At 66.3% G+C, this 22,902-nt stretch carries 14 protein-coding genes; 8 read left to right on the top strand and 6 right to left on the bottom strand.

Annotated elements, in window-relative coordinates; translation table 11 throughout:
- Positions 1-9 precede the first annotated feature (9 nt).
- Positions 10-1,008 (bottom strand): DUF808 domain-containing protein, encoded by a 999-nt coding sequence (locus tag J0J10_RS10905; protein WP_291646514.1) that lies wholly within the window; start codon positions 1,006-1,008, stop codon positions 10-12.
- Between the two features lie 222 nt (positions 1,009-1,230).
- Here J0J10_RS10905 and J0J10_RS10900 point away from each other — a divergent pair, with 222 nt between their 5' ends.
- From J0J10_RS10900 to J0J10_RS10885, 4 genes are all read left to right on the top strand, one after another.
- Positions 1,231-2,061, top strand: coding sequence for an ImuA family protein (locus tag J0J10_RS10900; protein ID WP_291646513.1), 831 nt, complete (start codon positions 1,231-1,233; stop codon positions 2,059-2,061).
- Complete coding sequence (locus tag J0J10_RS10895) at positions 1,967-3,514, top strand: Y-family DNA polymerase (protein ID WP_291646511.1); 1,548 nt, start codon at positions 1,967-1,969, stop codon at positions 3,512-3,514. The genes J0J10_RS10900 and J0J10_RS10895 overlap by 95 nt, the downstream gene beginning before the upstream one ends.
- The gene (locus tag J0J10_RS10890; protein ID WP_291646510.1) at positions 3,511-6,876 is read left to right on the top strand and encodes an error-prone DNA polymerase; all 3,366 of its coding nucleotides are present in this window, start codon (positions 3,511-3,513) and stop codon (positions 6,874-6,876) included. Before J0J10_RS10895 ends, J0J10_RS10890 begins: the two co-directional genes overlap by 4 nt.
- Positions 6,877-6,956: 80 nt before the next feature.
- Positions 6,957-7,265, top strand: a complete 309-nt coding sequence (locus J0J10_RS10885) for a hypothetical protein (RefSeq protein ID WP_291639849.1) — start codon at positions 6,957-6,959, stop codon at positions 7,263-7,265.
- 103 nt (positions 7,266-7,368) lie between these two features.
- Here J0J10_RS10885 and J0J10_RS10880 read toward each other — a convergent pair whose 3' ends face one another.
- Positions 7,369-7,593: a helix-turn-helix domain-containing protein gene (locus J0J10_RS10880; RefSeq protein WP_291646508.1), complete on the bottom strand. Its 225-nt coding sequence runs from the start codon at positions 7,591-7,593 to the stop codon at positions 7,369-7,371.
- 159 nt (positions 7,594-7,752) lie between these two features.
- On the opposite strand from J0J10_RS10880, the gene tam reads away from it, so the two are divergent.
- Positions 7,753-8,541 (top strand): trans-aconitate 2-methyltransferase, encoded by a 789-nt coding sequence (gene tam / locus J0J10_RS10875; protein WP_291646507.1) that lies wholly within the window; start codon positions 7,753-7,755, stop codon positions 8,539-8,541.
- Between the two features lie 195 nt (positions 8,542-8,736).
- On the opposite strand, the gene J0J10_RS10870 is transcribed toward tam, so the two are convergent.
- The 4 genes from J0J10_RS10870 to J0J10_RS10855 are packed head-to-tail and all read right to left on the bottom strand — an operon-like array spanning position 8,737 to position 12,156.
- Entirely contained in the window at positions 8,737-9,621 is an 885-nt protein-coding gene (locus J0J10_RS10870) for a glycine betaine ABC transporter substrate-binding protein (protein WP_291646506.1), read from the bottom strand.
- Between the two features lie 42 nt (positions 9,622-9,663).
- On the bottom strand, positions 9,664-10,401 hold the full coding sequence (locus J0J10_RS10865) for an ABC transporter permease (protein WP_291639855.1): 738 nt from the start codon (positions 10,399-10,401) through the stop codon (positions 9,664-9,666).
- Positions 10,394-11,506, bottom strand: coding sequence for an ABC transporter ATP-binding protein (locus tag J0J10_RS10860; RefSeq protein ID WP_291639857.1), 1,113 nt, complete (start codon positions 11,504-11,506; stop codon positions 10,394-10,396). The genes J0J10_RS10865 and J0J10_RS10860 overlap by 8 nt, the downstream gene beginning before the upstream one ends.
- Complete coding sequence (locus tag J0J10_RS10855; protein WP_291639859.1) at positions 11,503-12,156, bottom strand: ABC transporter permease; 654 nt, start codon at positions 12,154-12,156, stop codon at positions 11,503-11,505. The genes J0J10_RS10860 and J0J10_RS10855 overlap by 4 nt, the downstream gene beginning before the upstream one ends.
- Positions 12,157-12,434: 278 nt before the next feature.
- Here J0J10_RS10855 and asnB point away from each other — a divergent pair, with 278 nt between their 5' ends.
- From asnB to J0J10_RS10840, 3 genes are all read left to right on the top strand, one after another.
- The gene (asnB, locus tag J0J10_RS10850; RefSeq protein ID WP_291646505.1) at positions 12,435-13,964 is read left to right on the top strand and encodes an asparagine synthase (glutamine-hydrolyzing); all 1,530 of its coding nucleotides are present in this window, start codon (positions 12,435-12,437) and stop codon (positions 13,962-13,964) included.
- 715 nt (positions 13,965-14,679) lie between these two features.
- Positions 14,680-15,264, top strand: a complete 585-nt coding sequence (locus tag J0J10_RS10845; protein WP_291646504.1) for a hypothetical protein — start codon at positions 14,680-14,682, stop codon at positions 15,262-15,264.
- 129 nt (positions 15,265-15,393) lie between these two features.
- On the top strand, positions 15,394-22,899 hold the full coding sequence (locus J0J10_RS10840; protein WP_291646503.1) for a hypothetical protein: 7,506 nt from the start codon (positions 15,394-15,396) through the stop codon (positions 22,897-22,899).
- Positions 22,900-22,902 lie beyond the last annotated feature (3 nt).

Genomic DNA, 22,902 nt, shown 5'->3' with positions numbered 1-22,902 from the left:
CCGGCTGGACTACTTCCTCGCCGCGGCGCCGGCGGTCTTCGCCGCCCTGCCGCGCCAGATCCGGAGGGCCGGCTCGACGACGAAATGCATGCCGACGAGGCAGAGCCCGCCGATCGCAAGCCCGAACACGGCCGAGGCGCCGGCAGTGGTCAGCCATTCCAGCAGGCCGGACGCCGCCGGGACGGTCTGCCCGACCGCCACCGCGACGCCGTGAATGGCGTGCTCGATCCCGTCGAGGCCGTAGCCGGCGAGGCCGTGGATGATGATGCCGCCGCCGACCCAGAGCATCGCGGCGGTGCCGACTGCGCTCAGCGCTTTCAGGAAATGCGGCATGCCGCGGACGAGGCCGCGGCCGATCGGCCGGATCAGCGGCTTGCCGGTGCGCGCCATCGCGGCGCCCGCATCGTCCGCCTTCACGATCAGGGCGACGGCGCCATAGACTAGCAGGGTCATGCCGAGGCCGACCACGGCAAGCACCAGGGCCTGCGTCCAGTAGGACGAGGCGGTGACGGTCGCGAGCGTGATCGCCATGATCTCGGCGGAGAGGATGAAATCGGTCTTGATCGCGCTTGAGATCTTCTGTGCCTCGAGCTGCGTGGCATCGAGGATTTCGGCCGTGGCTTCGCCCTGCACCGCCTCGTGCCCGGCATGCGGCATGACGAGCTCGTAGACCTTCTCGAAGCCCTCGAAGCAGAGATAGGCGCCGCCTGCCATCAGGAGCGGCGTGATCGCCCAGGGCGCGATGAAGCTCAGCACCAAAGCCGCCGGTAGCAGGAAGATGAGCTTGTTCTTGAGTGAGCCGAGGGCGATCTTGCCGATGATCGGCAGCTCGCGATCGGCCGAGAAGCCGACGGCATAGCGCGGCGTCACGGCCGCATCGTCGATGACGATGCCCGCAGCCTTGGCGCCCGCCTTGGTCGCCTGGCCCGCCGCATCGTCGAGCGCAGCGGCCGCGACCTTGGCGAGGCCGGCGATGTCGTCGAGAAGCGCGAACAGTCCTGAGCTCATCTCTGTCCCCGGGAAGGCGGCGGCGGGCGTGCCTGCCTCGCAGCAAGCCGATCGGCATTGCCTTGATATGACAGAAACCCTGCGATTGGCGACAGTTGCGCGGGCTGGGAGGCGATTCCTGCCGCGTCTCGCCTTCGGGCAAGGAGCGTGCCGCATATCCGGGCTTGACTCCGGCAGAGTTTGGGAGTGGTTTTAGATAGGAACAAATAGTGAACATTTTTCATGCCCGATATCCCTTCCTCCGCGCTGGCCAGTCTCCGGCAAAGCCTCGCTCTGGCGGGGCTGGCGCGCGAACTCGCGCCGGTGGAGCGGGTCGATTTCGGCATGGCGGGGCTCGATGAGCCGCTGGGCGGCGGCGTCGCCCGCGCCGCCCTGCACGAGGTCTATGCGTCCGGCGGGGCCGATCTGCCCGCCGCGACCGGCTTCGCCGCGGCGCTGGCCCTGCGGGCCGCGGGGGCGCGACCGCTGCTCTGGGTTCGGCAGGATTTTCTGGCGGCCGAAGCCGGCCGGCTGCACCCGCCCGGCCTCGTCGAGCTCGGCCTCGACCCCGCGCAGGTTCTGCTGGTGCGGGCCCGCGACGCCGAGGGCGTGTTGCGCGCCGGGGCCGAGGCGGCCCGCTGTTCGGCGCTCGGCGCGGCGCTGATCGAGCCCTGGGGCGAGCCGCGCCAGCTCGACCTGACCGCCAGCCGGCGCCTTGCTCTGGCAGCCGGGGCTTCCGGCGTCATGACCCTGCTGTTGCGGGTCTCTCCTGAGCCAGCGCCCAGCGCGGCGACGACCCGCTGGCTGGTGCGGGCCCTGCCGTCGCGGCCGCGCGAGGCCAATGCGCCGGGCGATCCGGCCTTCAGTTTGAGGCTGCTGCGCCATCGCGGCGGCCTCGGTGAGTGTGAGTGGCGTGTGGAGTGGAACCGTGAGCGACGATCTTTCCAGGAATGGAGCCGGGAGGATGGAGGCCGAAGCGATGCAGCGCCGCTATCTCGCCCTCTGGTTTCCCTTCCTGGCGAGCGACCGGCTGCATCGGCAGAGGGCGCTCCCGCCTGGCGCCGCGCCGGATGAGCGACCGCTCGTCCTGGTCGAGAAGGAGGGCGGTGCGCTCAGGCTCGCCGATTGCGACCGGCGCGCCGTCGCGCTCGGCCTGACCCGCGGCCTGACCCTCGCCGATGCCCGCGCCCGCATTCCCGATCTCGCCATCGCCGAGGCCGATCCCGCCGCCGATGCGCGCTTCCTCGAACGCCTTGCCGGGCTTTGCGACCGTTTCACCCCGCTGGTTGCGCTCGATCCGCCGCATGGGCTGGTGCTCGACATCAGCGGCTGCGCCCATCTCTTCGGCGGCGAGGCGGCATTGCGCCAGGAGATCGGCATCCGGCTGCGCCGGCTCGGCCTCCAGCTGCGCGCCAGCATCGCCGGCACGCCCGAGGCGGCGCGGGCGCTCGCCCGTTTCGGCGATTGTGCCGTCTCCCCGCCGGGTGGCGATGCGGAGCGCACCCGGCTCCTGCCGGTCGCCGCTCTGGAAGCGCCGGCCGAGACCGTTCTCGCCCTGTCGCGGGCCGGGCTGAAGACGCTCGCCGATCTTGCCGCCCGCCCTTCGGGCACGCTGTCGGCCCGCTTCGGCGAGGCCCTCGCCAGGCGGCTGCGGCGCATCCTCGGCCATGAGGATGTCCGTATCACCCCCTTGCGGCCGCCGCCCGATTGCATGGTCGAGCGGCATTTCCCCGAGCCGCTGCAGGATACCGATGGGCTGGAGGCGATCCTGCGGCATTTGCTCGACGAGGCCGCCCGCATCCTCGAGCAGCGCGGCGAGGGCGGGCGCGCTTTCGAGATCAGCTTCTTCCGCAGCGACGGCGCCGTCCGGCGCCTGTCCCTCGTGACCGGTCGTCCCTCGCGCGATCCCGCCGCCATATTGCGGCTCTACCGCGAACGCATCGACACGCTGGCGGACCCGCTCGATCCCGGTTTCGGCTTCGATGCGATCCGCCTCGCCGTGCCGGTCTGCGAGCCGCTCGGGACGCCGCAGGCGAGCCTTGACGGGCGCGCCATCGAGGAGGAGGCGGTGGCCGATCTGGTCGACCGGCTCGTCGCCCGCTTCGGCCGTGACCGGGTGCTGCGCTTCGTCGCCCGCAACTCCCACCATCCCGAGCGGGAAGCGGGGATGGTCCCGGCCGTCGGCACGCCATCCGAGGTGCAGCCCTGGCCGGAGCCCGAAGCGGGCGAGCCGCCGGCGCGGCCGCTCCAGCTCTTCGAGCCGCCGCAGCCGGTCGAGACGCTCGCCGAGGTGCCGGACGGCCCGCCCTTGCGCTTTCGCTGGCGCCGGGTGCTGCACGAGATCGCCCGCGCCGAGGGGCCGGAGCGGATCGCGCCGGAATGGTGGCGCGACGGGCCGGACGAGCCGACGCGCGACTATTACCGCGTAGAGGATGCGCAGGGTCGCCGCTTCTGGCTGTTCCGCGCCGGGCTCTACGAGCGCGAGAGCGTCCAGCCGCGCTGGTTCCTGCACGGTCTGTTCGCATGACGACTTACGCCGAGCCCGTCGCCGCGACGAATTTCTCCTTCCTGCGCGGCGCCTCGCCCGGGCCGAACCTGGTCATGACCGCGCTGCTGCTCGGTCAGACCGGCCTCGGCATCGCCGACCGGAACACCGTGGCCGGCGTGGTGCGGGCCTGGAGCGCGCTGCGCGATCTGCGTGAGGACGGGCTGCCTCCGCGGGAGAAGCTACGCCACGGCGGCAGTCCCGGCGAATATGTCTGGGTCGAGAATCCGGTCTTCGCCGACCTGCCCTTCACGTCTGAATGGCTCCAAGCGAAGGCGAAGGCCTTCAAGCTCGCCACCGGTAGCCGGCTGGTCTTCGCCGACGGTACGCCCGATATCGTCGCCTATCCCGCCAATCGTGCGGGCTGGGGCCGGCTCTGCCGCCTGCTGACCGCTGGAAATCTGAAAACGGAAACGAAGGGCGAATGCATTCTCGTCCTCGACGATCTCCTGCGCGACGCCCGCGACCTCCTGCTGATCGTCGTGCCTGAGCGTCGGCTCGACGGCCTCTCCGAGCTTCTCGTTCAGCTTGATGCCGCCGCGCCCGGCGCGGTCTGGCTCGCCGCCACCATGTCGCGCCGCGGCGATGATCGCCGCCGCCTCGCCCGGCTGAGAGGCGTTGCGGCTGCGACCCGCACCCCGCTGATCGCCACGAACGATGTGCTCTACGACGCGCCGGAACAGCGCGATCTCCAGGACCTCGTGACCTGCATTCGCGAGGGCGCGACGATCGCCAGGGCCGGCCGCCTGCTCGAGGCCAATGCCGAGCGCCATCTCAAGACCCCGCAGGAGATGGTCCGGCTGTTCAAGGAGGCGCCGGAGGCGATCGAGGAGACGCAGCATCTGCTCGGCCGCATCGATTTCGACCTCGATCAGCTCAGATATGAATATCCCGACGAACCGGTGCCACCGGGCTGGACGCCGCAGGGCTGGCTGGAGGAGCTGGTGCGCCGGCGCCTGCCGATGCGCTATCCCGACGGCATCCCGCCCGCGGTCCAGAAGCAGGTCGACGACGAGCTCGTTCTGATCGGCAGGCTCGACTATGCCCGCTATTTCCTGACCATCCGCCAGATCGTCGAATTCGCCGAAAGCGAAGGCATCCTCTGCCAGGGGCGAGGCTCCGCCGCCAATTCGGCCGTCTGCTACGCGCTCGGCATCACCGCGGTCGACCCGGCCGAGCATACCCTGCTCTTCGCCCGCTTCATCTCGGAGGAACGGCGCGAGCCGCCCGATATCGACGTCGATTTCGAGCATGAGCGACGCGAGGAGGTGATCCAGTGGATCTACCGGACCTATGGCCGCGAGCGCGCCGGCATCGCCGCGACCGTGATCCATTACCGGCCGCGCAGCGCCATCCGCGAGGCCGGCAAGGCGCTGGGGCTGACCGAGGACGTCACCGCCCGGCTCGCCTCGACGCAATGGGGCAGCTGGGGCTCCGACATCACCCGCGAGCAGGTCCGCCAGGCCGGGCTCGATCCCGATAATCCGGTGATCGCGCAGGCCGTGCACTTCGCCGTGCGCCTGCTCGGCTTCCCGCGCCATCTCTCGCAGCATGTCGGCGGCTTCGTGCTGATGCGCGGGCGCCTCGACGAAACCGTGCCGATCGGCAAGGCCGCGATGGCGGACCGCACCTTCATCGAATGGGACAAGGACGATATCGACGCGCTGCGCCTGATGAAGGTCGACGTGCTGGCGCTAGGCATGCTGACCTGCATCCGCAAGGCGTTTGACCTGCTGCGCGAATGGGAAGGTAAGGATTACGGCCTTGCCGACATCCCGCAGGGGGATCGCAAGACCTACGCCATGCTCCAGCGAGGCGAGTCGCTCGGCGTCTTCCAGGTCGAAAGCCGGGCGCAGATGAACATGCTGCCGCGGTTGAAGCCCGATAGATTCTACGACCTTGTCATCCAGGTCGCGATCGTCCGCCCCGGCCCGATCCAGGGCAACATGGTGCATCCCTATCTGAAGCGGCGCGCTGGCATCGAGGAGGTGCACTATCCATCGCCCTCACCGGCTCATGGGAGGAGGGACGAACTCTATCACGTCCTGAACCGCACCCTGGGTGTGCCGCTCTTCCAGGAGCAGGCGATGCAACTCGCCATGACGGCGGCGAAATTCACCGATCCGGAAGCCAACGGCCTGCGCCGCGCCATGGCGACCTTCCGCAATCTCGGCACCATCGGTCAATATGAGGCGCTGATGGTCGGGCGCATGGTCGAGCGTGGCTATGAGCCGGCCTTCGCCCAGCGCTGCTTCGAGCAGATCAAGGGGTTCGGCAGCTATGGTTTTCCCGAGAGCCATGCCGCCTCCTTCGCCAAGCTGGTCTATGTCTCCTCCTGGCTGAAATGCCATCATCCGGCGATCTTCGCCGCGGCGCTGCTGAACTCGCAACCCATGGGCTTCTACGCCCCGGCCCAGATCGTCCGGGAGGCGCAGGAGAATGGCGGCGTCGAGCCGCGCCCGATCGATGTGAATTCCAGCGCCTGGGACAATCTCTTGGAGCCGGCGGCGCCTGGCTGGAAAAGCCCCTGGGCCTTGCGCCTCGGCCTGCGCCAGCTCGACGGCTTCAAGAAGGAATGGGCGGAGCGCCTCATCGCGGCCCGCGGCGAGGGCTATCGCGATGTCGAGGGTCTTGCACGCCGGGCGCGGCTCCCGGCGCGCGCCATGCGTCTGCTCGCCGATGCCGACGCCTTCCGCTCGCTCGGGCTGGACCGGCGCGAGGCGCTCTGGGCCGTGCGCCGCCTGCCGGAAGACGAGGCGCTGCCCTTGTTCGAGGTCGCAAAGGCCCGCGAGCTCGGGGAGGAGCCGGCTGCTGCTTTGCCAGTCATGCCGCTCGCCGAGCATGTCGTCGCCGACTACCAGACGGTGCGGCTTTCGCTGAAAGGCCATCCGATGGGCCTGCTGCGTCCACGTTTCGCCGGGGCGGGCGTCGTGACCTGCGCGGCGATCGCCGCCGGGCGCGACGGCGCCTGGGCGAATGTCGCCGGCGTCGTGCTGGTGCGTCAGCGCCCCGGCAAGGGCAATGCGGTCTTCATCACGCTCGAGGACGAGACCGGCATCGCCAACATCGTGCTCTGGGCCCGTGATTTCGTCCGCTTCCGCCGCGAGGTGATGGCGGCGCGGCTGTTGCTGGCCGAAGGCAGGGTGCAGAAGAGCCAGGAAGGCGTGGTGCATCTGATGGCGCGGCGCGTCTTCGACCGCTCGGCCGATCTGCTCGGCCTGTCCGACACCCACCGCGCCGAGATCGCGCTCAGCCGCGCCGACGAGTTCCTGCATCCGCAGCACCCGCGCGCCGGCCATCCGCGCAATGTCCGCATCCTCCCGAAGTCGCGCGATTTCCACTGAGCTTGCGCTGCTCAGAAAACGACATGATTTACGGGCAGATGAAGGCGGCCCCTGTCGGGCCTTGGTTGAAATAGGAACGGATGAACGACGGAGAACGGCTTCTTCGCCTGGCCTTCAAGCGCCTGGAACAGGAACTGCCCGAGAGGCTCGCCGCGGTGAGCCGTTGGCTCAGGCATCCCTCGTCGCGCCTCGTCCGCATCCCCGCGGCGCTTCTGCTGATCCTCGGTGGCATCTTCTCGATCCTGCCTTTTCTCGGCCTCTGGATGCTGCCACTGGGCCTGATGCTGATCGCCGCCGACATCCCCTTCCTGCGCAAGCCGATGGCGGCTTTCGCCATGCGCAGCGTCGGTCTGCTCGAGCGCTACCGTGCCTGGCGAGCGAAACGGTGAACCTCGCCGGTGCCTTGCGCTGGCCGCGGGGCGCGAGGTTCCGGCGGGAGGCGCAGCGATCCGCGCAGCCGTGAATGGGGCGGACATCGGCAAGGGCGCCGGCTCAATGAACGGCGGAGCCGGGTTCGGGCACGTAATACCCCTCCGCGACATAGGCTGCGATCTTGTTCCGCAGCGTCCTGATCGAAACACCGAGGATATGGGCGGCATGCGTACGGTTGCCGCGCGTCTCACGCAATGTCGCGAGGATGAGGTCGCGCTCTACCTGTGCGACAGGCAGGCCGACGAGGTCATTGACCGCGGTCGCTTCTGGCCCGGCATCGCCCATGGCCTTATCCTTTTCCGGTTGCCCAGCCCCCGGTCGGATGTCTTCCAAGAGAGAGCCATAGGGTTAACAAATGGTTGAGGCTGCGGCCGCCGTGCCTCGTGGCTGGTCGGGCAGGGCCCGAGCCGGCATGATGCTCCACGGATTCGCGGGGATGAGGTCATGGGCGAGCGCGTCGACTGGGATGCCGAGCAATATCTACGCTTCGAGGACGAGCGGACGCGCCCTTCGCTCGATCTGCTCCTGCGTGTCCGCCCGGCCCAGCTGGAACGCTGCATCGATCTCGGCTGCGGACCCGGCAACAGCACCGAGCTGGTCGCGGCGCGGTTTCCGGCAGCGCAGATCGAGGGCCTCGATTCCTCGCCCGACATGCTCGACAAGGCGCGCAAGCGGCTGCCGCAGGTCACCTTCCAACTGGCGCAGCTCGAGGAATGGTCGGCACGGAGCCGCTACGATCTGATCTTCGCGAATGCCGTTCTGCAATGGATTCCCGATCATGCCACCCTGTTCGCCCGGCTGGCGCGTGCCTTGAAGCCGGGCGGTGTGCTCGCGGTCCAGATGCCGAACAATCTGGCCGAGCCTTCGCATGTCGCGATGACAGAGGTGGCGGCCGATGGTCCCTGGGCGCAGCGACTGGCGAGCGCGCGCGAGGCGAGGGCACTGATCGGTTCGTTCTCCGACTACCGCCGCTGGCTCCAGGAGGCGGGCTGCGCCGTCGACATCTGGCAGACGACCTATGTGCATGCGCTGGCAGGGCCCGGCGCGATCGTGGAATGGTTCAAGAGCACGGGGCTCAAGCCCTTTGTCGATCTTTTGTCCGCCGAGGAGCGGACCGCCTTCCTGGACCAGTATCTGAAACGGATCGCTGCAGCCTATCCAGCCGAACCGGACGGCAAGGTGCTGCTCCGGTTCCCGCGCCTGTTCATCGTCGCGACGCGGCAGGGCACCTAATGTATCGGCCCGAAAAGTGGGATCCACTTTTCGGGCCGATGCAATCGCAAAGAGCTGGATCGCTGACCCGCGTCCGGTGGGACGCCCGGTGATCCAGAGCATTTCCGCGGTTCTCTGAAACGCGCAGATGCTCCAGGTCTTTGTTCTATCGCGTTTTCTTCACGCGAACCGGTGCCCAGTTCGCCCGAAAATGCTCTAGTTCAAGCCGCTTTCGGCCAGGAACTGGCGCGCAACTTCTTCGATCGGGGTCTTGTCGACATCGACCTTGGCATTGAGGCCCTGCAGGACTTCGTCGGAAAGCTTGCCGGAGAGCGCATTGAGCGTCGCTTCGAGGGCCGGATTGGCCTTGAGGATCTCGGCGCGCACCACCGGGACGGCGGCATAGTTCGGGAAGAACTCCTTGTCGTCGGCGAGCACGCGGAACTTGAAGGCCTGGATGCGCCCATCGGTGGCGAAGACGAGCGCGACGTCGACCTGGGAGTCGCGGAGCGCCTGGTAGGTCAGGCCGGAATCCATCGATTTCAGATTGGCGCGCCCGGCCTTGAAGCCATAGGTCGTCTGCAGGCCCGGCAGGCCGTCGGGACGCCCGGAAAATTCGGCGTTGATGGCGATGCTCAGCGGCTTCTTGGCGTTGAAGGCGGCGGCGAGATCCGAGAGCGTCTTGACCGAAGCCGTCTTGGGATCATCGGAGCGGACGGCGAGCGCATAGGTGTTGTTGGCGCTCGAAGGCTGAAGCCAGACCAGGCCGAGCTTGGCATCGAGCTCCTTGACGCGCTCATAGGTATCCTTGGCGCTCAGGCGGTCCTTGATCTTGTTGTAGGTGACGAGCGAGGTGCCGGTATACTCCCAGTAGACGTCGACCTGGCCGCTGATCTGGGCGTCGCGCAGGACTTGCGAGCCGATGCCGTCGCGCTTGTCGACCTCCAAACCCTTCTTCTTGAGCAGTTGCGTGGTGATCTCCGCGAGCAGCAATTGCTCGGTATAGTTCTTGCCACCGACGACGATGGGCTTGGCCTGCACGGGCATCGCCCAGAGGGCCGCGAGCGCGGCCATGGCGAACATGCGCGACGAAAGCTTCATGCCAGGTCTCCTTGAAGCTACTGCGGGAAAAGGCCGGAGGGGTCAGCGCAGCGGGTTGACCCCTCGGGGGATGGTCCAGAACTGGAGCTGGGCCATGATGAAATCGATGAGTACCGCCAGCAGGGCGGTGGGGATGGCGCCGGCGAGCATGGTGCCGAATTCGTTGAGCGCGATGCCGGTGAAGATCAGCTCGCCGAGCCCGCCGCCGCCGATCAGGAAGGCCAGCGGTACGGTGCCGACATTGATCGCCAGCGCGGTGCGGATGCCGGTGTAGATCACGAACAGGCTGTTGGGCAGCTCGACCTGGAGCAGCGTATGGCGCGCCGAAAGGCCCATGCCGCGCGCCGCCTCGAGCAGATGCGGAGGCACGGCGCGCAGGCCCGCCATCGTGTTGCTGACGATCGGCAGCAGGGAGGCGACGAACAGCGCGAAGATCGCCGAACCGTTGCCGATGCCGAGCAGGCTCATCGCCAGGGCCAGGACGGCGAGCGTCGGAATCGTCGCCCCGACATTGAGAAGCTGAAGCGCCATGTCGCCGAGCCGGCGAAAGCGCGGCCGGGTGAGGAGAACGCCGAGCGGCACGCCGAACAGGATCGCGGCGCCGCCCGACACGGCGACCAGCTCGATATGCTGCCAGCCGAGAAAGGCGATGTCGTCCCATTTCTCGATCAGGCCCGGCAGCAGGCCGCCCGCCCAGGCCCATGCTCCGAGCAGGAAGACGGCGAGATGGACTCCATTGCGGCGCAGCCGGGTCAGCATGGGCAGCACCCCGTCAGCCATCCCGGTAGGTCTCCGAGAGCAGGCGCGTCATGCCACGCAGGGTGACATAGCCGACGAACATGCCGTCCTCGTCGACACAGGCGAGCCAGGAGACGTCATGGCGGAACATGGTCGAGACCGCGGTCCGCAGATCCTCATGCGGCCTGATCGTCGTCGGCAGGGTCTCGTGGTTCTCGCCGACCATGCCGCTGGCGCCGCGCGCCGCCTGGAGCGAGACATAGCCGCGTGCCCGACCGCGCGGCCCGACCATCACGATCGCCTGGTGCCCATGCCGCTCCATCGTCGAAGCCGCCTGGCTCAGATCGTCCGTGGCTTTGACGCGCGGCGGATCCGACAGCATGGCGTCGCGCACCGTCAGCAATTGCAGGCGCTTCAGCGTCCGGTCGCCGCCGACGAAATCGGAGACGAAGCTGCTCGCCGGATGGGCGAGGATGTTGTCCGGCGTATCGTACTGGACCAGCCTGCCATCCTTGAAGATCGCGATCCGGTCGGCCATCTTCACGGCCTCGTCGATATCGTGGCTGACGAACAGGATGGTCTTGCGGATCTGCGCCTGCATCTTCAGGAACTCGTCCTGGATGATCACGCGGTTGATCGGGTCGATGGCGCCGAAAGGCTCGTCCATCAGCAGGACCGGCGGATCGGCGGCGATGGCGCGCAGCACGCCGATGCGCTGCTGCTGGCCGCCCGAAAGCTCCCGCGGATAGCGGTGCAGGAAGGCGCCGGGCTCGAGCGCGACCATGTCGAGCAGCTCGGCCGCCCGCTCGCGCGATTTGCGCCGGTCCCAGCCGAGGATGTCGGGGACGATGCAGATATTGTCCTCGACGGTCTTGTTGGGGAACAACCCGATCTGCTGGATGACGTAGCCGATGCTGCGCCGCAATTGCGTGACGTCGCAATCGGCCGTGCTCTTTCCGTCGATGAGGATGTCGCCGGAACTCGGCTCGATCAGCCGGTTGACCATCTTCATCGTCGTCGTCTTGCCGCAGCCCGAGGGGCCGAGCAGGACGCAGATCTCGCCCGCGGGAACCTCCAGCGAAACGCGGTCCACGGCCGGCATGGTGCTTCCGGCGAAGGTCTTGCTGACCTGGTGCAGTCTGATCATCTGGTCCTCAGTCCCGGAGAGGTGAGCTTCCGCTGCAGCCACAGCAGGGCGAGGTCGGCGACGATGGCGAGCAGGCTGACGGCGAGGGCTCCGGTGATGAGCTGGCGCGGATCGGTCTGGCTGATGCCCCGCGAGATGAAGGTTCCGAGTCCGCCGGCGCCGATATAGGCGGCGATCGCGGTCACGCCGATATTCATCACCACTGCGAGCCGCACCCCGGTCATGATCACCGGCAGTGCGAGCGGTAGCTCGACCTCCCGCAAGCGCTGGCCTCTGGTCAAGCCCATGCCTCGCGCAGCTTCTCGCAGGGCCGGATCAAGATTGCGGATCGCGGCGTATGTATTCCGGATAATCGGCAGCTGCGAGTAGAGTAATACCGCAATCACTGCCGGAAGGTAGCCGATCCCGTGGCCGACCAGCGACAGGACCGGGATCATCATCCCGAACAATGCGATTGACGGGATGGTGATCACCATTGACGCCACATAGAGCACAGCGTCCGCCACGCGTCGGTTCTGGCTGATCGCCACGCCGATCGGCACGCCGGTCAGAATGGCCAGCGCAACCGCGACCCCGACGATGGCAACGTGTTCGCCAGTCCGGGTGACGATGAGCCCCCAGTTCGAAATGATGTAATTGAGAATGTCCATTGCGTTGAGGCGGCTTTTAGAGTAGGATATCCGGACTTGGCAACCCATTTTTGAGATTTTTTTATGATAATGTGACAGTTATTCCCGATGATATCTATTCTCTGATTCTATTTAGTTTGAAATATTTATTTCTCATATGACGAATGAATACTTTGTATATCTCAAATTAAATTTTAGAATTTAGCAAATTAACTCTTTGTCGAAACCTTGTAGCTTTTCATGCGTGGCGCAATCCGGTGTCGAGCGTCTTGAAAAGCCGTGAATGAAGAGGATGTTTCATGTGTGGCTTCGTGTGCCTGTGGGAGATCGATGACCAGGACGGGACGCTGATCGAGGCAATGCTCTCGCGCCTTGGGCATCGCGGTCCCGATGCGACCGAGGTCGCCGGGCTGAGTGGGGCACCGGCCGTGATGGGCCATTGCCGGCTCTCGATTATCGGAGCCGAGAACGGCCGCCAGCCCATTCGGGCCGGTGCGGAAATGCTGGTCGCCAATGGAGAGATCTATAACCATGAGGATCTGAGAGCGATCCTCGGCGCCGAGATCTTCGATACGGCGAGCGACAGCGAAACTATTCTTCACTTGTTCCGCACCGGTTCGCAGCGCTGGATCAGCCGGCTCGACGGCATGTTCGCCTTCGTGCTGGCGACGCCGGACCGGATCATCGCGGCGCGCGATCCTCTCGGGATCAAGCCGCTCTACATGGCGCGCCGCGGCAAGGGCCTGGCGTTCGCCTCCGAACTCAAGGCCTTCGACGGCCTCGGTTTCGAGGAGATCAGCGCGCTGCCGCCCGGTGCGCTCTTCGACAGCCGCGGCGGGCTGAGGCAATGGTATCGCGTCCCGTCGGGAGCGGCAAAAGCCGAGCCGGAGCTCGACGTCGATGCGGTGGCGGGTGAATTGCGCCTAAGCCTGGAAGAGGCGGTGGCGAAATGGATGGTCGCCGATGTCGAGGTCGGCTCGTTCCTGTCCGGAGGGCTCGACAGCTCCATCATCGCGGCGCTCGCGCAGAAGGTCAGGGTCAATGCGGGGCGGGGGCCGCTCAAGACTTTCGCCGTCGGCACGGCCGGCTCCTCCGACCTGATCGCGGCGCGGCGCGTGGCGGAGCATATCGGTACGGAGCACCATGAGTTCACCTTCACGGCGCAGGACATCGCCGACAACCTGCCGCATGTGATCTATCATCTCGAAAGCGCCGATGCCGATCTCGTCCGCAGCGCCATCCCGACGCTGTTCGCGGCCAGGCTGGCGCGTGCCCATGTCAAGGCCGTGCTGACCGGCGAGGGAGCCGACGAGCTCTTCGCGGGCTATACCTACCACCATGACTATGTCGACCAGCCGCGCGCCCTCGCGGACGAGCTGACGCGCAGTCTTTGCGCCATGCACAACATCAACCTGCAGCGGGTCGATCGCATGACCATGGCGGAGTCGCTGGAAGCGCGGACCCCGTTCCTGGACCGCGAACTGATCGCCTTCGCCCAATCCATCCCGGCACAGCTCAAGCTACGCCGGACCGATCCGGCGATCACGGAGGCGACCGGGCCGACGACCGAGAAATGGCTGCTGCGCAAGGCCTGCGCCGACCTGCTGCCGGTCGATCTCGTCTGGCGCAAGAAGGCGCAGTTCGACGAGGGCTCGGGGACCGTGGAGGCGCTGCAGCAGGCGCTGCGGATCCTGACGGGCGGCAGGGGCGAGATCGGGCGGCAGCGTGAGAGCGCATTGTATCGCGAGATCCTGCGCCGCCGCTTCAAAGATCCCGGCATGATCCTGAGCCAGGCCGGGCAATGGAACGCCAACCGCATCGCCGCCTGACCTTGGCGCCGGACGCAGGACGGACTTTCGAAGGCTGAGCAAGGCATCGGATCGAGCCGTTCAGCGGCAGGATCCGTGTCCGCCGCGGCACGCCGCGAAGGCGCGGCGCGGGCGGATGTTCCGCGTGGCGCCGTCGCGCGGACGACCCGGCGCAATCGCGCCACCGGGCTCCGAGATGGTTCGCCCGGCCGCTCGAGCATCGGACCGAAAAGTGGACTCCAGTTTTCGGAAAACTCCGATGCGATAGCACTGAGATAGATCACCGCGACCGCGTCCGAACGGACGCGCGGCGATCTCGAGCATTTTGGAGCGAAGCGGGTACCGGTCAACGTGAAGAAAATGCGATTAAACAAGGAGATAGGGCGTTCCCGCGATTCAGGGAAACCCGGAAATGCCCCGAGGTTTCGCGCATTGCTTGGTCTCTGCCAAAAAGCCTGAAAGATTGCATCGAATGCCGCTTGCAAAAATGAGTTGCATTTCCTTGCGGTCCGGAAGAATGTGAGAGGGATTGCAACTTAAGGTTGATGTTACGGCAGTAAACGCCTCTCTTGAAAAGCTTCGCCAATAATGAAGGAGCCTGCTCAAGGAACTTCCTCGCGGAGGAATGGGGTCATGGCGGCCCGGTTTGCGCGAGACGGCTCGAGACAATCAACGTTCGATTTGGAGCACTATACAGCCACCGCGTAACCGACGGCATGATCCGGGGAGATCACCGATGGAGACGAAGGATAAACGGCGCCTCAAAGCAGCAACGGTACTTACGGATTCAGAATTCTCACGGCGCCTTTCCGCTGAAATCGGTTCGCTCGCCCCGAACCTGCTGCTGATCCCGCGCGACGGCACGGATGTGACGAAGCTGCCGTTCGATTGGCCGAGCGCCAGAAAATACTATGCGGAATACTGTTCCCGCGGTGGCGGAAACGACTGCCCCGATCACGAATTTCCCTTGGATTGCACGCATTTCGTCGCTCACGGCCTGTCGAAGAGCAAAATCCTCGTCAACCTCCCGAGCACGACCTGCGCCAATGGTGTCTGCATACGCGTGACGGAACTCGCTGCCGCGTTCAAGAACGCTGCCGGCAAGTACTCGAACGTCAAGCCCATCACTGATCTCAGCAAAACGAAAGAAGGCGATTTCTGCTTCGTCGTCAGCTGGTTCGGCCTGTCGAAGGATCATGTGATGGTTCTGGCCGGCCCCGTCAGCGCCTCCGGCGGCAAGGTCTGGGGGCATACCAATCATCGCTGCGGAGAGCCGGTCGACCTCAGCGGCCAGAGCCTCGTGGTCTATCGGGTCGAATAGCCGCTTCCGTGCCGAGGAAACCGGGCCGGTCCAATGCGAGGCCGCGCCACAGACATGACGTGTTGCGCCTGAGCTGAAGCAAGAGCGCCGATCCGAGCGGCGCCAGCAGAAGATGGGGGGCTGCCTGCGATGGTTCTCGCGTTCAAACTCCATGGCGATTTCCATTGGCCGCCCACACCGGAGCCGGCGCTGCAGCCGACGACGAAATCCGGGACGATCGAGGTCCACTACGCGCAAAGGGGCGGAAACAACCTCGATGCGTTCCTGCGCTGGGTTCCGCGGGGCGTCCCGGATACGGCGGTCGAACTTCCGAAGGAGAACATCTATCGCATTTCCGATGCGGCCCAATGGTTCGTCGAGCACCAGGAGCAGGTTGCGTCGCTCTGGATCGATAACGAAGTCGCAACTGACGATATCTCGAAGGTCGCGTTCCGCGGGGCCTTCCTGATCGACCAGTACGAAACAGACGCGGCAGGCAAGCCGAGGCTCGACCTGCGCCTGCCTTTGGTCACGGCCTGCGCCTATCGGAAGAACAAGACAGTCCATAGCGAACTCGTCGTCGCGCGTATTTCGGGCAGCGCGATCTTTCGCTTCAATCTCCATCTGCCCCTGCCGGTGCGCCGCACCACTCTGGCGACCGGCCGGAACCACAACCCCGCCTCGTTTCCCTTCTGCGTCGTCTATCCGACACGCCGGCCTGCGGAGAAAATCCTCGACTTCACCACGCTGGTCGGCGGCTGGATCGGCGCGGGCGACGGCCAAACCTCGTTCGTCTTCGACGGCAGCCATTTGCCGAAGCGGCGACGACTGGGCCAGTTCGGCTTCGCCGCCCTGGCGGCGGGCGCCGGCAAGGACTTCGCGGCCTATGAAGGAAACAAGTATCTCGGCGGATCGAAAGTCGATCCCTTTCGCTTCTGGCCGCGGAGCAGCGAGGCCTTCGTTCATGATGTGCTGTCGCGCAGCGGGTTCGCCGTGCCGGAGCGCAAGAGCTGGCTCACCATCAATCCCGCACAGGCCTGCGATCTCAGCCTGCGCTTCCGCGCCGAAGAGGGCGGCGGTCACACGCTGGTCTACCGTATGCGCGTCGTCGCCACGGCCGACCCGGCCGAGCCGGGCGACGAGGACATCCGCTCCTATGACGGGCTGGCTCTGCGCCTGACCTCTGAGACCGGTGGCTGGCTGCGAACCGCCGACACCGTCCATGTCGAATGCACCTTGTCCTGGAACATTCCGGATGACGCGATCTTCGAGGACCGCGCGCGTCACTGGAAGGCGTTTGCGACGGTCAAGCTGCTCTGGGACGAAAGGATCGCACCCGGCTTCGCAGCCCCGCCACAGAAGGACGGCATTCTCTTCGCCGGCACGCTCGCACAGGCCGCGCACTCGCTCAGCGCAGCGCGCAAGGCTTTGCAGGCGACGGAGGCCGGACAACCCCAGTCCTTCCTGCCTGACCTCGTCGCCAGGACGAGGCAGACCGTGCGGTTCGCGCTCTATGCGCCCCGCTTCACGGCGCGCTTCCTGAAGGACGGCAATTTCCTTGTCTGGGGAAGACCCGAACGAAGCGGAAAGACCCTGCCGGTCTTCCCGCGTCCGCGCATGTGGTTGAGCCTTGCGAGCGAGGCCGACCTCGTCACGGGTTACGAGACGCCAAAAAGCGTCGGACTGAAACTCGCGCTCGGCGGGGAGCAGCTGAGCTTCTTCACCAATACCGGCATGCGCTGCGACCTCATTCTGTCGCATGATGAGAGCTGGCGGCGGGAGACGGCGAAGGATGTCGCGGATGGCGATCCGTTCTTTGCCTCCTTCGCCCTCGACGTTGCCGGACAAAGGAAGTGGCAGGGGCGCCTGTCGTCGCTGCAATTCAGGCGCTCCCGGGCGGACGGGGAGGAAGGGGACGATGAGACGCCGGTGTCCTGGGTGGGCAAGGAGGCTCACTATCTTCGGGTCGCCGGTCCCGGGGCCCGGTACGGAATGGGCCATGGCGCCGCGCCGATCAGCCTGGCGACGGGCTATGTCGCGGCCCTGCTGCGCATCATCGTTCCGCTGTCGCGGGTCGAGCCGGTCGCCGTCGCCGTCGCCCGGACGGATCGCAGCGGGCGGCCGACTCCGCTTCTGATACCGCTGAACCAGAGCGCGGGCGGTGCAGGCATCGCGTTTCATCTGCAGGTGACCGAGCAGATCTCACCGACGCAGGACCGCCTGCTTGAGGTCGACCTGCTGGAAGACGGGACCGATGGTGGCAGCGTCTCCTATGTGCTGCTGTCGCAGGAACCGTTCTCGCTGATGCGCTTCACCCAGCGGCCGCTCGGCGACCGTGGTGATCTCGGCAGCGCGTCGGTCGCCTTCTATTCGAGCGACACGCGCGTCTGGGAGTTCCGGCGCGTCAACGAGCTCTTTCATTACAGGATGGCCTCGCAGGTCGCCGCGGAGAGCGCCGACAAGCCGCGCCGGCTCGAGATCCACGATCTGCCCGATGGTGCAGTCGAGATGCCGCCGCGGCCCTTCGTCAGCGATCTCGACGAAGACTCCGGAAAGCCTGCCCGGTTCCAGAGCGGGCTGAAACGCCGGGCGGTGGAGTTCCGGCTGACGCCGTCGGCCGAAATATGGATCCGTCCGAGCGATGTCGAGCGCGGTTACTTCATGCCGGAATCGTCGAGCCACGAGATCTTCCGGCAGCGCGGCGAATATGGGCTCGGCGCTCCGCTCGCCTTCATCCGGGCCGAATTCCTGTACGGGCTGTCGGTAGGCATCGACGTGGCGAAGGAACGTACGGTCGCGCGTTTCGCCAGAATCGCCGAGATCGAGGCGTTGACCGGCCGGATCGTTGGCAACGCGCGCGAAAGACATGCAGATGCTGCGCTGCGCGACCGTTGGAACGGCCTGTCGCAGGCGCTCGCGCGCCGTCCGGAACGCCTGGAAGTCTGGGCGCGCGATCCCGACGCGACCGTCGACTTCGCCCCGGCGCGCTTCTCGGACGGGGTCAACTTCGCCTTGCGCGCAACGGCGCTGCATCGCGCGCCGCTCAAGGCGCTCGAAGACGAAACGGATTATCCGGAACTGCCCAAGGGCAGCCAGGGCAGGGCGCCGGTACCCGGCGCACCGCGCTACCACCCGCAGGGCTTGAGCGGCGGCGCACTCTTTGCAGTCGAGTCGGTCAACCTGTTCAATCTCCTGCTCGAGCGCCCGGAAGCGCGCGGCGGTGCGATCGAGGCGATCGCTTTCACGCCGCTCGGCGGCGACGCGACGCAAAAGGCGGAGTTCCTCAACGGCATCGTCACGATCCTGAGCGAGACCCGCAACGGCTTCATCGAACGGCAGAAGGTCGAGGTGCTCGGCCGCATCTGCGCGCTCTGGCACCGGGCCAAGCATGTCGTGGTCTATGAGCGCACGGTCAACGCTTCGGCGCAGTTCGCGCCGAAATATGAGGACGACCCGGGCAGAACGAGGTCGCGCCGGCCGATCCTGCGCAAGGTCCGCGAATATATCGAGCTGCTCGAGCCGGAGCGAGCCTATCCCGATTTCGACAATGCGGCCGCGCGCAGCGCCGGCTTCCTCGAACGGGTGCGCTTCAATTCGAGGATCATCAATGTCGACAGCGCCTGGAGCAGTGAGGTCGGCGACTATGGCTGGCAGATTCCGCTGTGGAACCGGCTGAGCGCACGCGAACGGCCGCAGGTCTATCCGATGCCGGACATCGCTTTCGTCACGGTGGCGGAAGGCGAGGGCGAGAAGCCGGTGGCGGCGCAGGAATGCCGCGATCCGGACTTTCTGTTCTTCTTCGCGGATTTCAAGGCGATCACCTCCGACACCGATGCCTGGCCTGCCCGCATCGATCTCGATTTTGCCAATATCCCCGCCGCCCAGGCGATGATGAAAGCGCTCGCCCCCGCGCGCCCGCAGAACCCTACCGTTTCCGGCGGCGGCGACCCGCGGCAGGCATCCGTCAGCCGCTTCCTCCCCGGGCTGCGCCGCTTCACCTGGCGACTGGCGCCGGCGGCACAGAAGACCGCGATCAATGCCGGCCGGGCCAGCAAGCCGGTCTATGTCAGTCTCGACACCGTCACCTTCATGCGCGCCTCGCATGTCGCGGCGGTGGAGAAACCTCTCCACGCGGATCTCGGCAAATTGCTCGCCGGCCTGGCCGAACTGACGCCGGACAAGGAGCCCCCGGCGATCAGGGAACTGACCTACTGGGATGCTGTGGGCAATGACAGCAGCGTGCCGGACGGCGCTGCGTTTTCGGGATTGGTCAAGGATCTGCGCGACGCGCTCGCGGCCGAGGACCCGGGCAGGACCGGCACGGCGCTGGCGGCGCTCAAGGCCAAATGGGCACAACACCCCGGCAGCTATGCGCAGATCGTGGCGGACAATCTCAAGCCGCGCGCCAAGGATGCTCAGGGTTTTCTCGACGGGCTGAAAGGGGCGCTCGGCAGCTTCGCCGACCAGGAGAGCCCCTGCGAGAAGATGAAGTCCGATGCCGTCGGCATGATCCGGCGCAAGCAGATGCTGATCCGCAGCGCGCTCAGCGAGTGGGCGGACGATGCGCGAGCGGTGCTGCCGGACAACTTCGAGTTCACGACGAAGGCAGCGTTGATCGAGGCGCTGCTCGATCGCAGCACGGCCTATATCGAGCCGCATTTCCGCGAAGCGAGCCAGGATGTCGGCAAGGCCGGCGAAGGCGCCGAGAAGGCGCGCGCCATCATCCGCGACCTCGATTCCGAATTCGCGGCGATGGTCACGCGCGCCCGTCAGCGCGTCGAGGAGTTCGTCGCGGGCTATGATCGCGACAAGCCCTGGTCGGCAGGACGCATCAGGAGCCTTCACGCCGGGTTGCGCGCCTGCACCGGCAATATCGCGGCCGACATCAGCGCGCTGATCGGCGAGGCACAGCAGCGTTTCGCCTCGGAGCTCGATGACGCGAGCCAGGCGATCGGCGGCTATTTGGCGAAGGCCCTGAGCGAAATCGCAGAGCAGCGCGCCGGCGCATTGTCCGGCCTCGGTTCGTTCGCCAACAAGCTTGAACTTCACACGGCGCGGGCCGCGCTGGACCGACTCGCGCCTGACGGAAAGCCCGGCCAGATCGATACGGCGATCGTCAGGATCAATGCCGCAATCGTCAGCGTCGCCAATGAGGGCAAGATCGACGCAGCGCTGAAGGGCAAGGTCCTGACGGCGTTGCAGGCGCTGCGGACCGCCGCGAGCGACGCCAAGACGACGGTATCGAACACGCGCCAGCAGCTCGACAAGATGGAAGCGCAGGGCGACGAGGCGCTGGACCGGGCGGCGGCCACGGTCGCCAGCCTCTCCGAGGCACTGTCATCCGTCGTCACGGCCCTGGCCGGGACGGCCGATGAGGTCATTGCCTTTGCAAAGGAGCTCTCCGATCTGGGCTTCGATGCGATCGCGAATGCGTTCAAGGCGATCTGGCCGGATGTCGAGAGCGAGATCGGTGAACTCGCCGGCTGGGTCGAGACGAAGCTTGCGCCACTCGAAAAGGAATTGGCGGATCTCGGCAAGCTGCTCGACTTCCTGATCGCGTCGGCGCTCGCGCGCCTCGACGGCGTGCTCGAAGAGCTCCGCGGCGATGTCGACGAGGTCGAAGCCCGGATCACCGCAATCGTCGACGATGTGGCCGGTGCCCTCAAGGCGGCTCAGCTCGCGCTGGCGCCGCAAGGCCTGCTGGCGACCGTGGTGCGCGAAAAGGTGCTGCGTCCGGCGCTCGAAGAGCTGCTCAGATCGCTGACCGAAGCGGAACTCGGAAAGCCCGACGAGGCGCTCGCACGGATCCGCCAGCAGATGCGCGCCTTGGGCGAGGCGATCCAGGAGCCGATCGGCGAGCTCTCGGCCGCGACGCTCGGAGCGCTGGACGAAGTCTCGCTCGCCTGCGGGGCGGTCTTCGAAGGCGTGGACAAGGCCAGATCCTATCTCCAGGCCCTGGCGACCGATGCGGAGAAATATCTCGATACGAAGGCCGAGGAGCTGAAGGCCGCATTCGGTACGGTCACGAAGCGCATCGAGGATGCCATCGGCGGCAGTATCGAGGATTTTGGCAGGAAGGCAGACGCGCTGCTCGCCACGGTGAACGCGCTGGATCATTCGGTGCGCGGCCTGCAGAACGACCTTGCCTGCTCGACCGAAACAGCGCGCATGTATGGCGAGCGCGCCTTCGGCGCAGCGAGCCGGCTCACCACGGGCGGGCCGATGGCGGCCCCGTCCAATGTCCTGAAGCTCTATTCGGCGGTCACCTCGGCGCCCGAGCTTGCCGCTCTCAAGGCCGATATCGACCGTATCCGGTCAGGCTATGACGAGCTTTCGGACATCATCGACACCACCGAGACGAAGGCGCTGTTCAACCGGCTCGGCGACGAGCTGAAGGCGCTCGGCCTGTCGCTGCCCTTCGACAGGATCGGCGACCGGCTGCTGCCCTCCGACCTGTCCGGGCTCGATATCGGCGCGGTGTTCCGCAATCTCGGCGGCGCCAAGCTCGACGGCCTGTTCAAGGGCTTCAAATTGCCTGCCGGCGTTCGCGACGCCATCAAGGTCACGCACGACTTCGACAAGGCTCAGGCGCGCGCCTGGGTACAGCTCGACATCAACGCGCCCATGCCGGGGCGTCGCAGCCTGTTCTCGGTCGGTCCGTTCAGCGCCGATTTCGTCGACATGGGGCTCACCGGCCGCGTGCGGCTGGAAGCCTCCAAGGACGAGGATCGGCCGACGGAAAGCGGCTTCGGCCGCATCGACACCAGCATCGACATCGTCGTCGGCGGCCAGTCGATGCTGCGCTTCGACAAGTTCGCGCTCGCCTTCACGCGCGAGAAGGGGCTCGAGATCGAGTTCGATCCGAAGAACATCCGGCTCAATCCGAGCTTCAAATTCATCCAGGACTTCCTTTCGACCCTCTTTACGGACGAGATCGGTGGGCTGAAGCTCGTCAAGCGCGATGGCGTCCCGGTCGGCATCGAGCACGAATTTGCGATCCCGCCGCTCGCTCTGAACTTCGGCACCAGCGGCATCTCGAACCTTTCGATCGAGAACCGCTTCAAGCTGCTCGCCTATCCGGACTTCATGCTCGCCGACCGCTTCAACCTGTCGACGGTGGAGCGGCCCTTCATCTTCTCGATCTTCATCATCGGCGGCACTGGCTACATCCAGGTCGAAGCCGAATACCGGCCCTTCGACTCCGAGCTGATGGTCGCGGTCGAGGCCGGCGCGGGCGGGTCGGCGTCGCTCGCCTTCGCCGTCGGCCCGTTCTCCGGCCAGGTCTTCATCACGCTTTCCGGAGTGCTGAGCTACCGCAAGCTGATCGGCCGTCCCGGCGGCGGGCTCTCGATCGCCTTGGTGCTGGTGGTCGCCGGCCACGTCAATGTCGCCGGCATCGCCACGGTCGGCATCGTGCTGATGCTGCGGATGACCTATCGCGACTCCGGCCAGATCGACGCCGACGGCACGCTTTCCGTGACCATCCGCATTTCGAGGTTCTTCAAGATCACGGCGCGCGCCGGCGTCCGATACAAGCTGCGCGACGGCAAGGCCGAGACCGCCACGAGCCTGAGCGTCGCCGCAACGGCAGCCAATCCAAGATCGGAGCCTGAATTCCAGACGCAAGCCAGGAAATTGCAGGGAGCGAGGAGCTGAGCC

The organism is Allobosea sp., from assembly GCF_017308075.1.
In the GTDB taxonomy this organism is placed as follows: domain Bacteria; phylum Pseudomonadota; class Alphaproteobacteria; order Rhizobiales; family Beijerinckiaceae; genus Allobosea.
This window is presented reverse-complemented; position numbering and strand designations above follow the sequence as displayed.

Coding starts and splice junctions, on each gene's coding strand:
- J0J10_RS10880 (WP_291646508.1), bottom strand. CDS start 7,593: ATGGGCGATGCCGGGCCAGAAGCGACCGCGGTCAATGACCTCGTCGGC.
- J0J10_RS10885 (WP_291639849.1), top strand. CDS start 6,957: ATGAACGACGGAGAACGGCTTCTTCGCCTGGCCTTCAAGCGCCTGGAA.
- J0J10_RS10855 (WP_291639859.1), bottom strand. CDS start 12,156: ATGGACATTCTCAATTACATCATTTCGAACTGGGGGCTCATCGTCACC.
- J0J10_RS10890 (WP_291646510.1), top strand. CDS start 3,511: ATGACGACTTACGCCGAGCCCGTCGCCGCGACGAATTTCTCCTTCCTG.
- J0J10_RS10895 (WP_291646511.1), top strand. CDS start 1,967: ATGCAGCGCCGCTATCTCGCCCTCTGGTTTCCCTTCCTGGCGAGCGAC.
- J0J10_RS10865 (WP_291639855.1), bottom strand. CDS start 10,401: ATGGCTGACGGGGTGCTGCCCATGCTGACCCGGCTGCGCCGCAATGGA.
- J0J10_RS10900 (WP_291646513.1), top strand. CDS start 1,231: ATGCCCGATATCCCTTCCTCCGCGCTGGCCAGTCTCCGGCAAAGCCTC.
- J0J10_RS10845 (WP_291646504.1), top strand. CDS start 14,680: ATGGAGACGAAGGATAAACGGCGCCTCAAAGCAGCAACGGTACTTACG.
- J0J10_RS10905 (WP_291646514.1), bottom strand. CDS start 1,008: ATGAGCTCAGGACTGTTCGCGCTTCTCGACGACATCGCCGGCCTCGCC.
- asnB (WP_291646505.1), top strand. CDS start 12,435: ATGTGTGGCTTCGTGTGCCTGTGGGAGATCGATGACCAGGACGGGACG.
- J0J10_RS10860 (WP_291639857.1), bottom strand. CDS start 11,506: ATGATCAGACTGCACCAGGTCAGCAAGACCTTCGCCGGAAGCACCATG.
- J0J10_RS10840 (WP_291646503.1), top strand. CDS start 15,394: ATGGTTCTCGCGTTCAAACTCCATGGCGATTTCCATTGGCCGCCCACA.
- J0J10_RS10870 (WP_291646506.1), bottom strand. CDS start 9,621: ATGAAGCTTTCGTCGCGCATGTTCGCCATGGCCGCGCTCGCGGCCCTC.
- tam (WP_291646507.1), top strand. CDS start 7,753: ATGGGCGAGCGCGTCGACTGGGATGCCGAGCAATATCTACGCTTCGAG.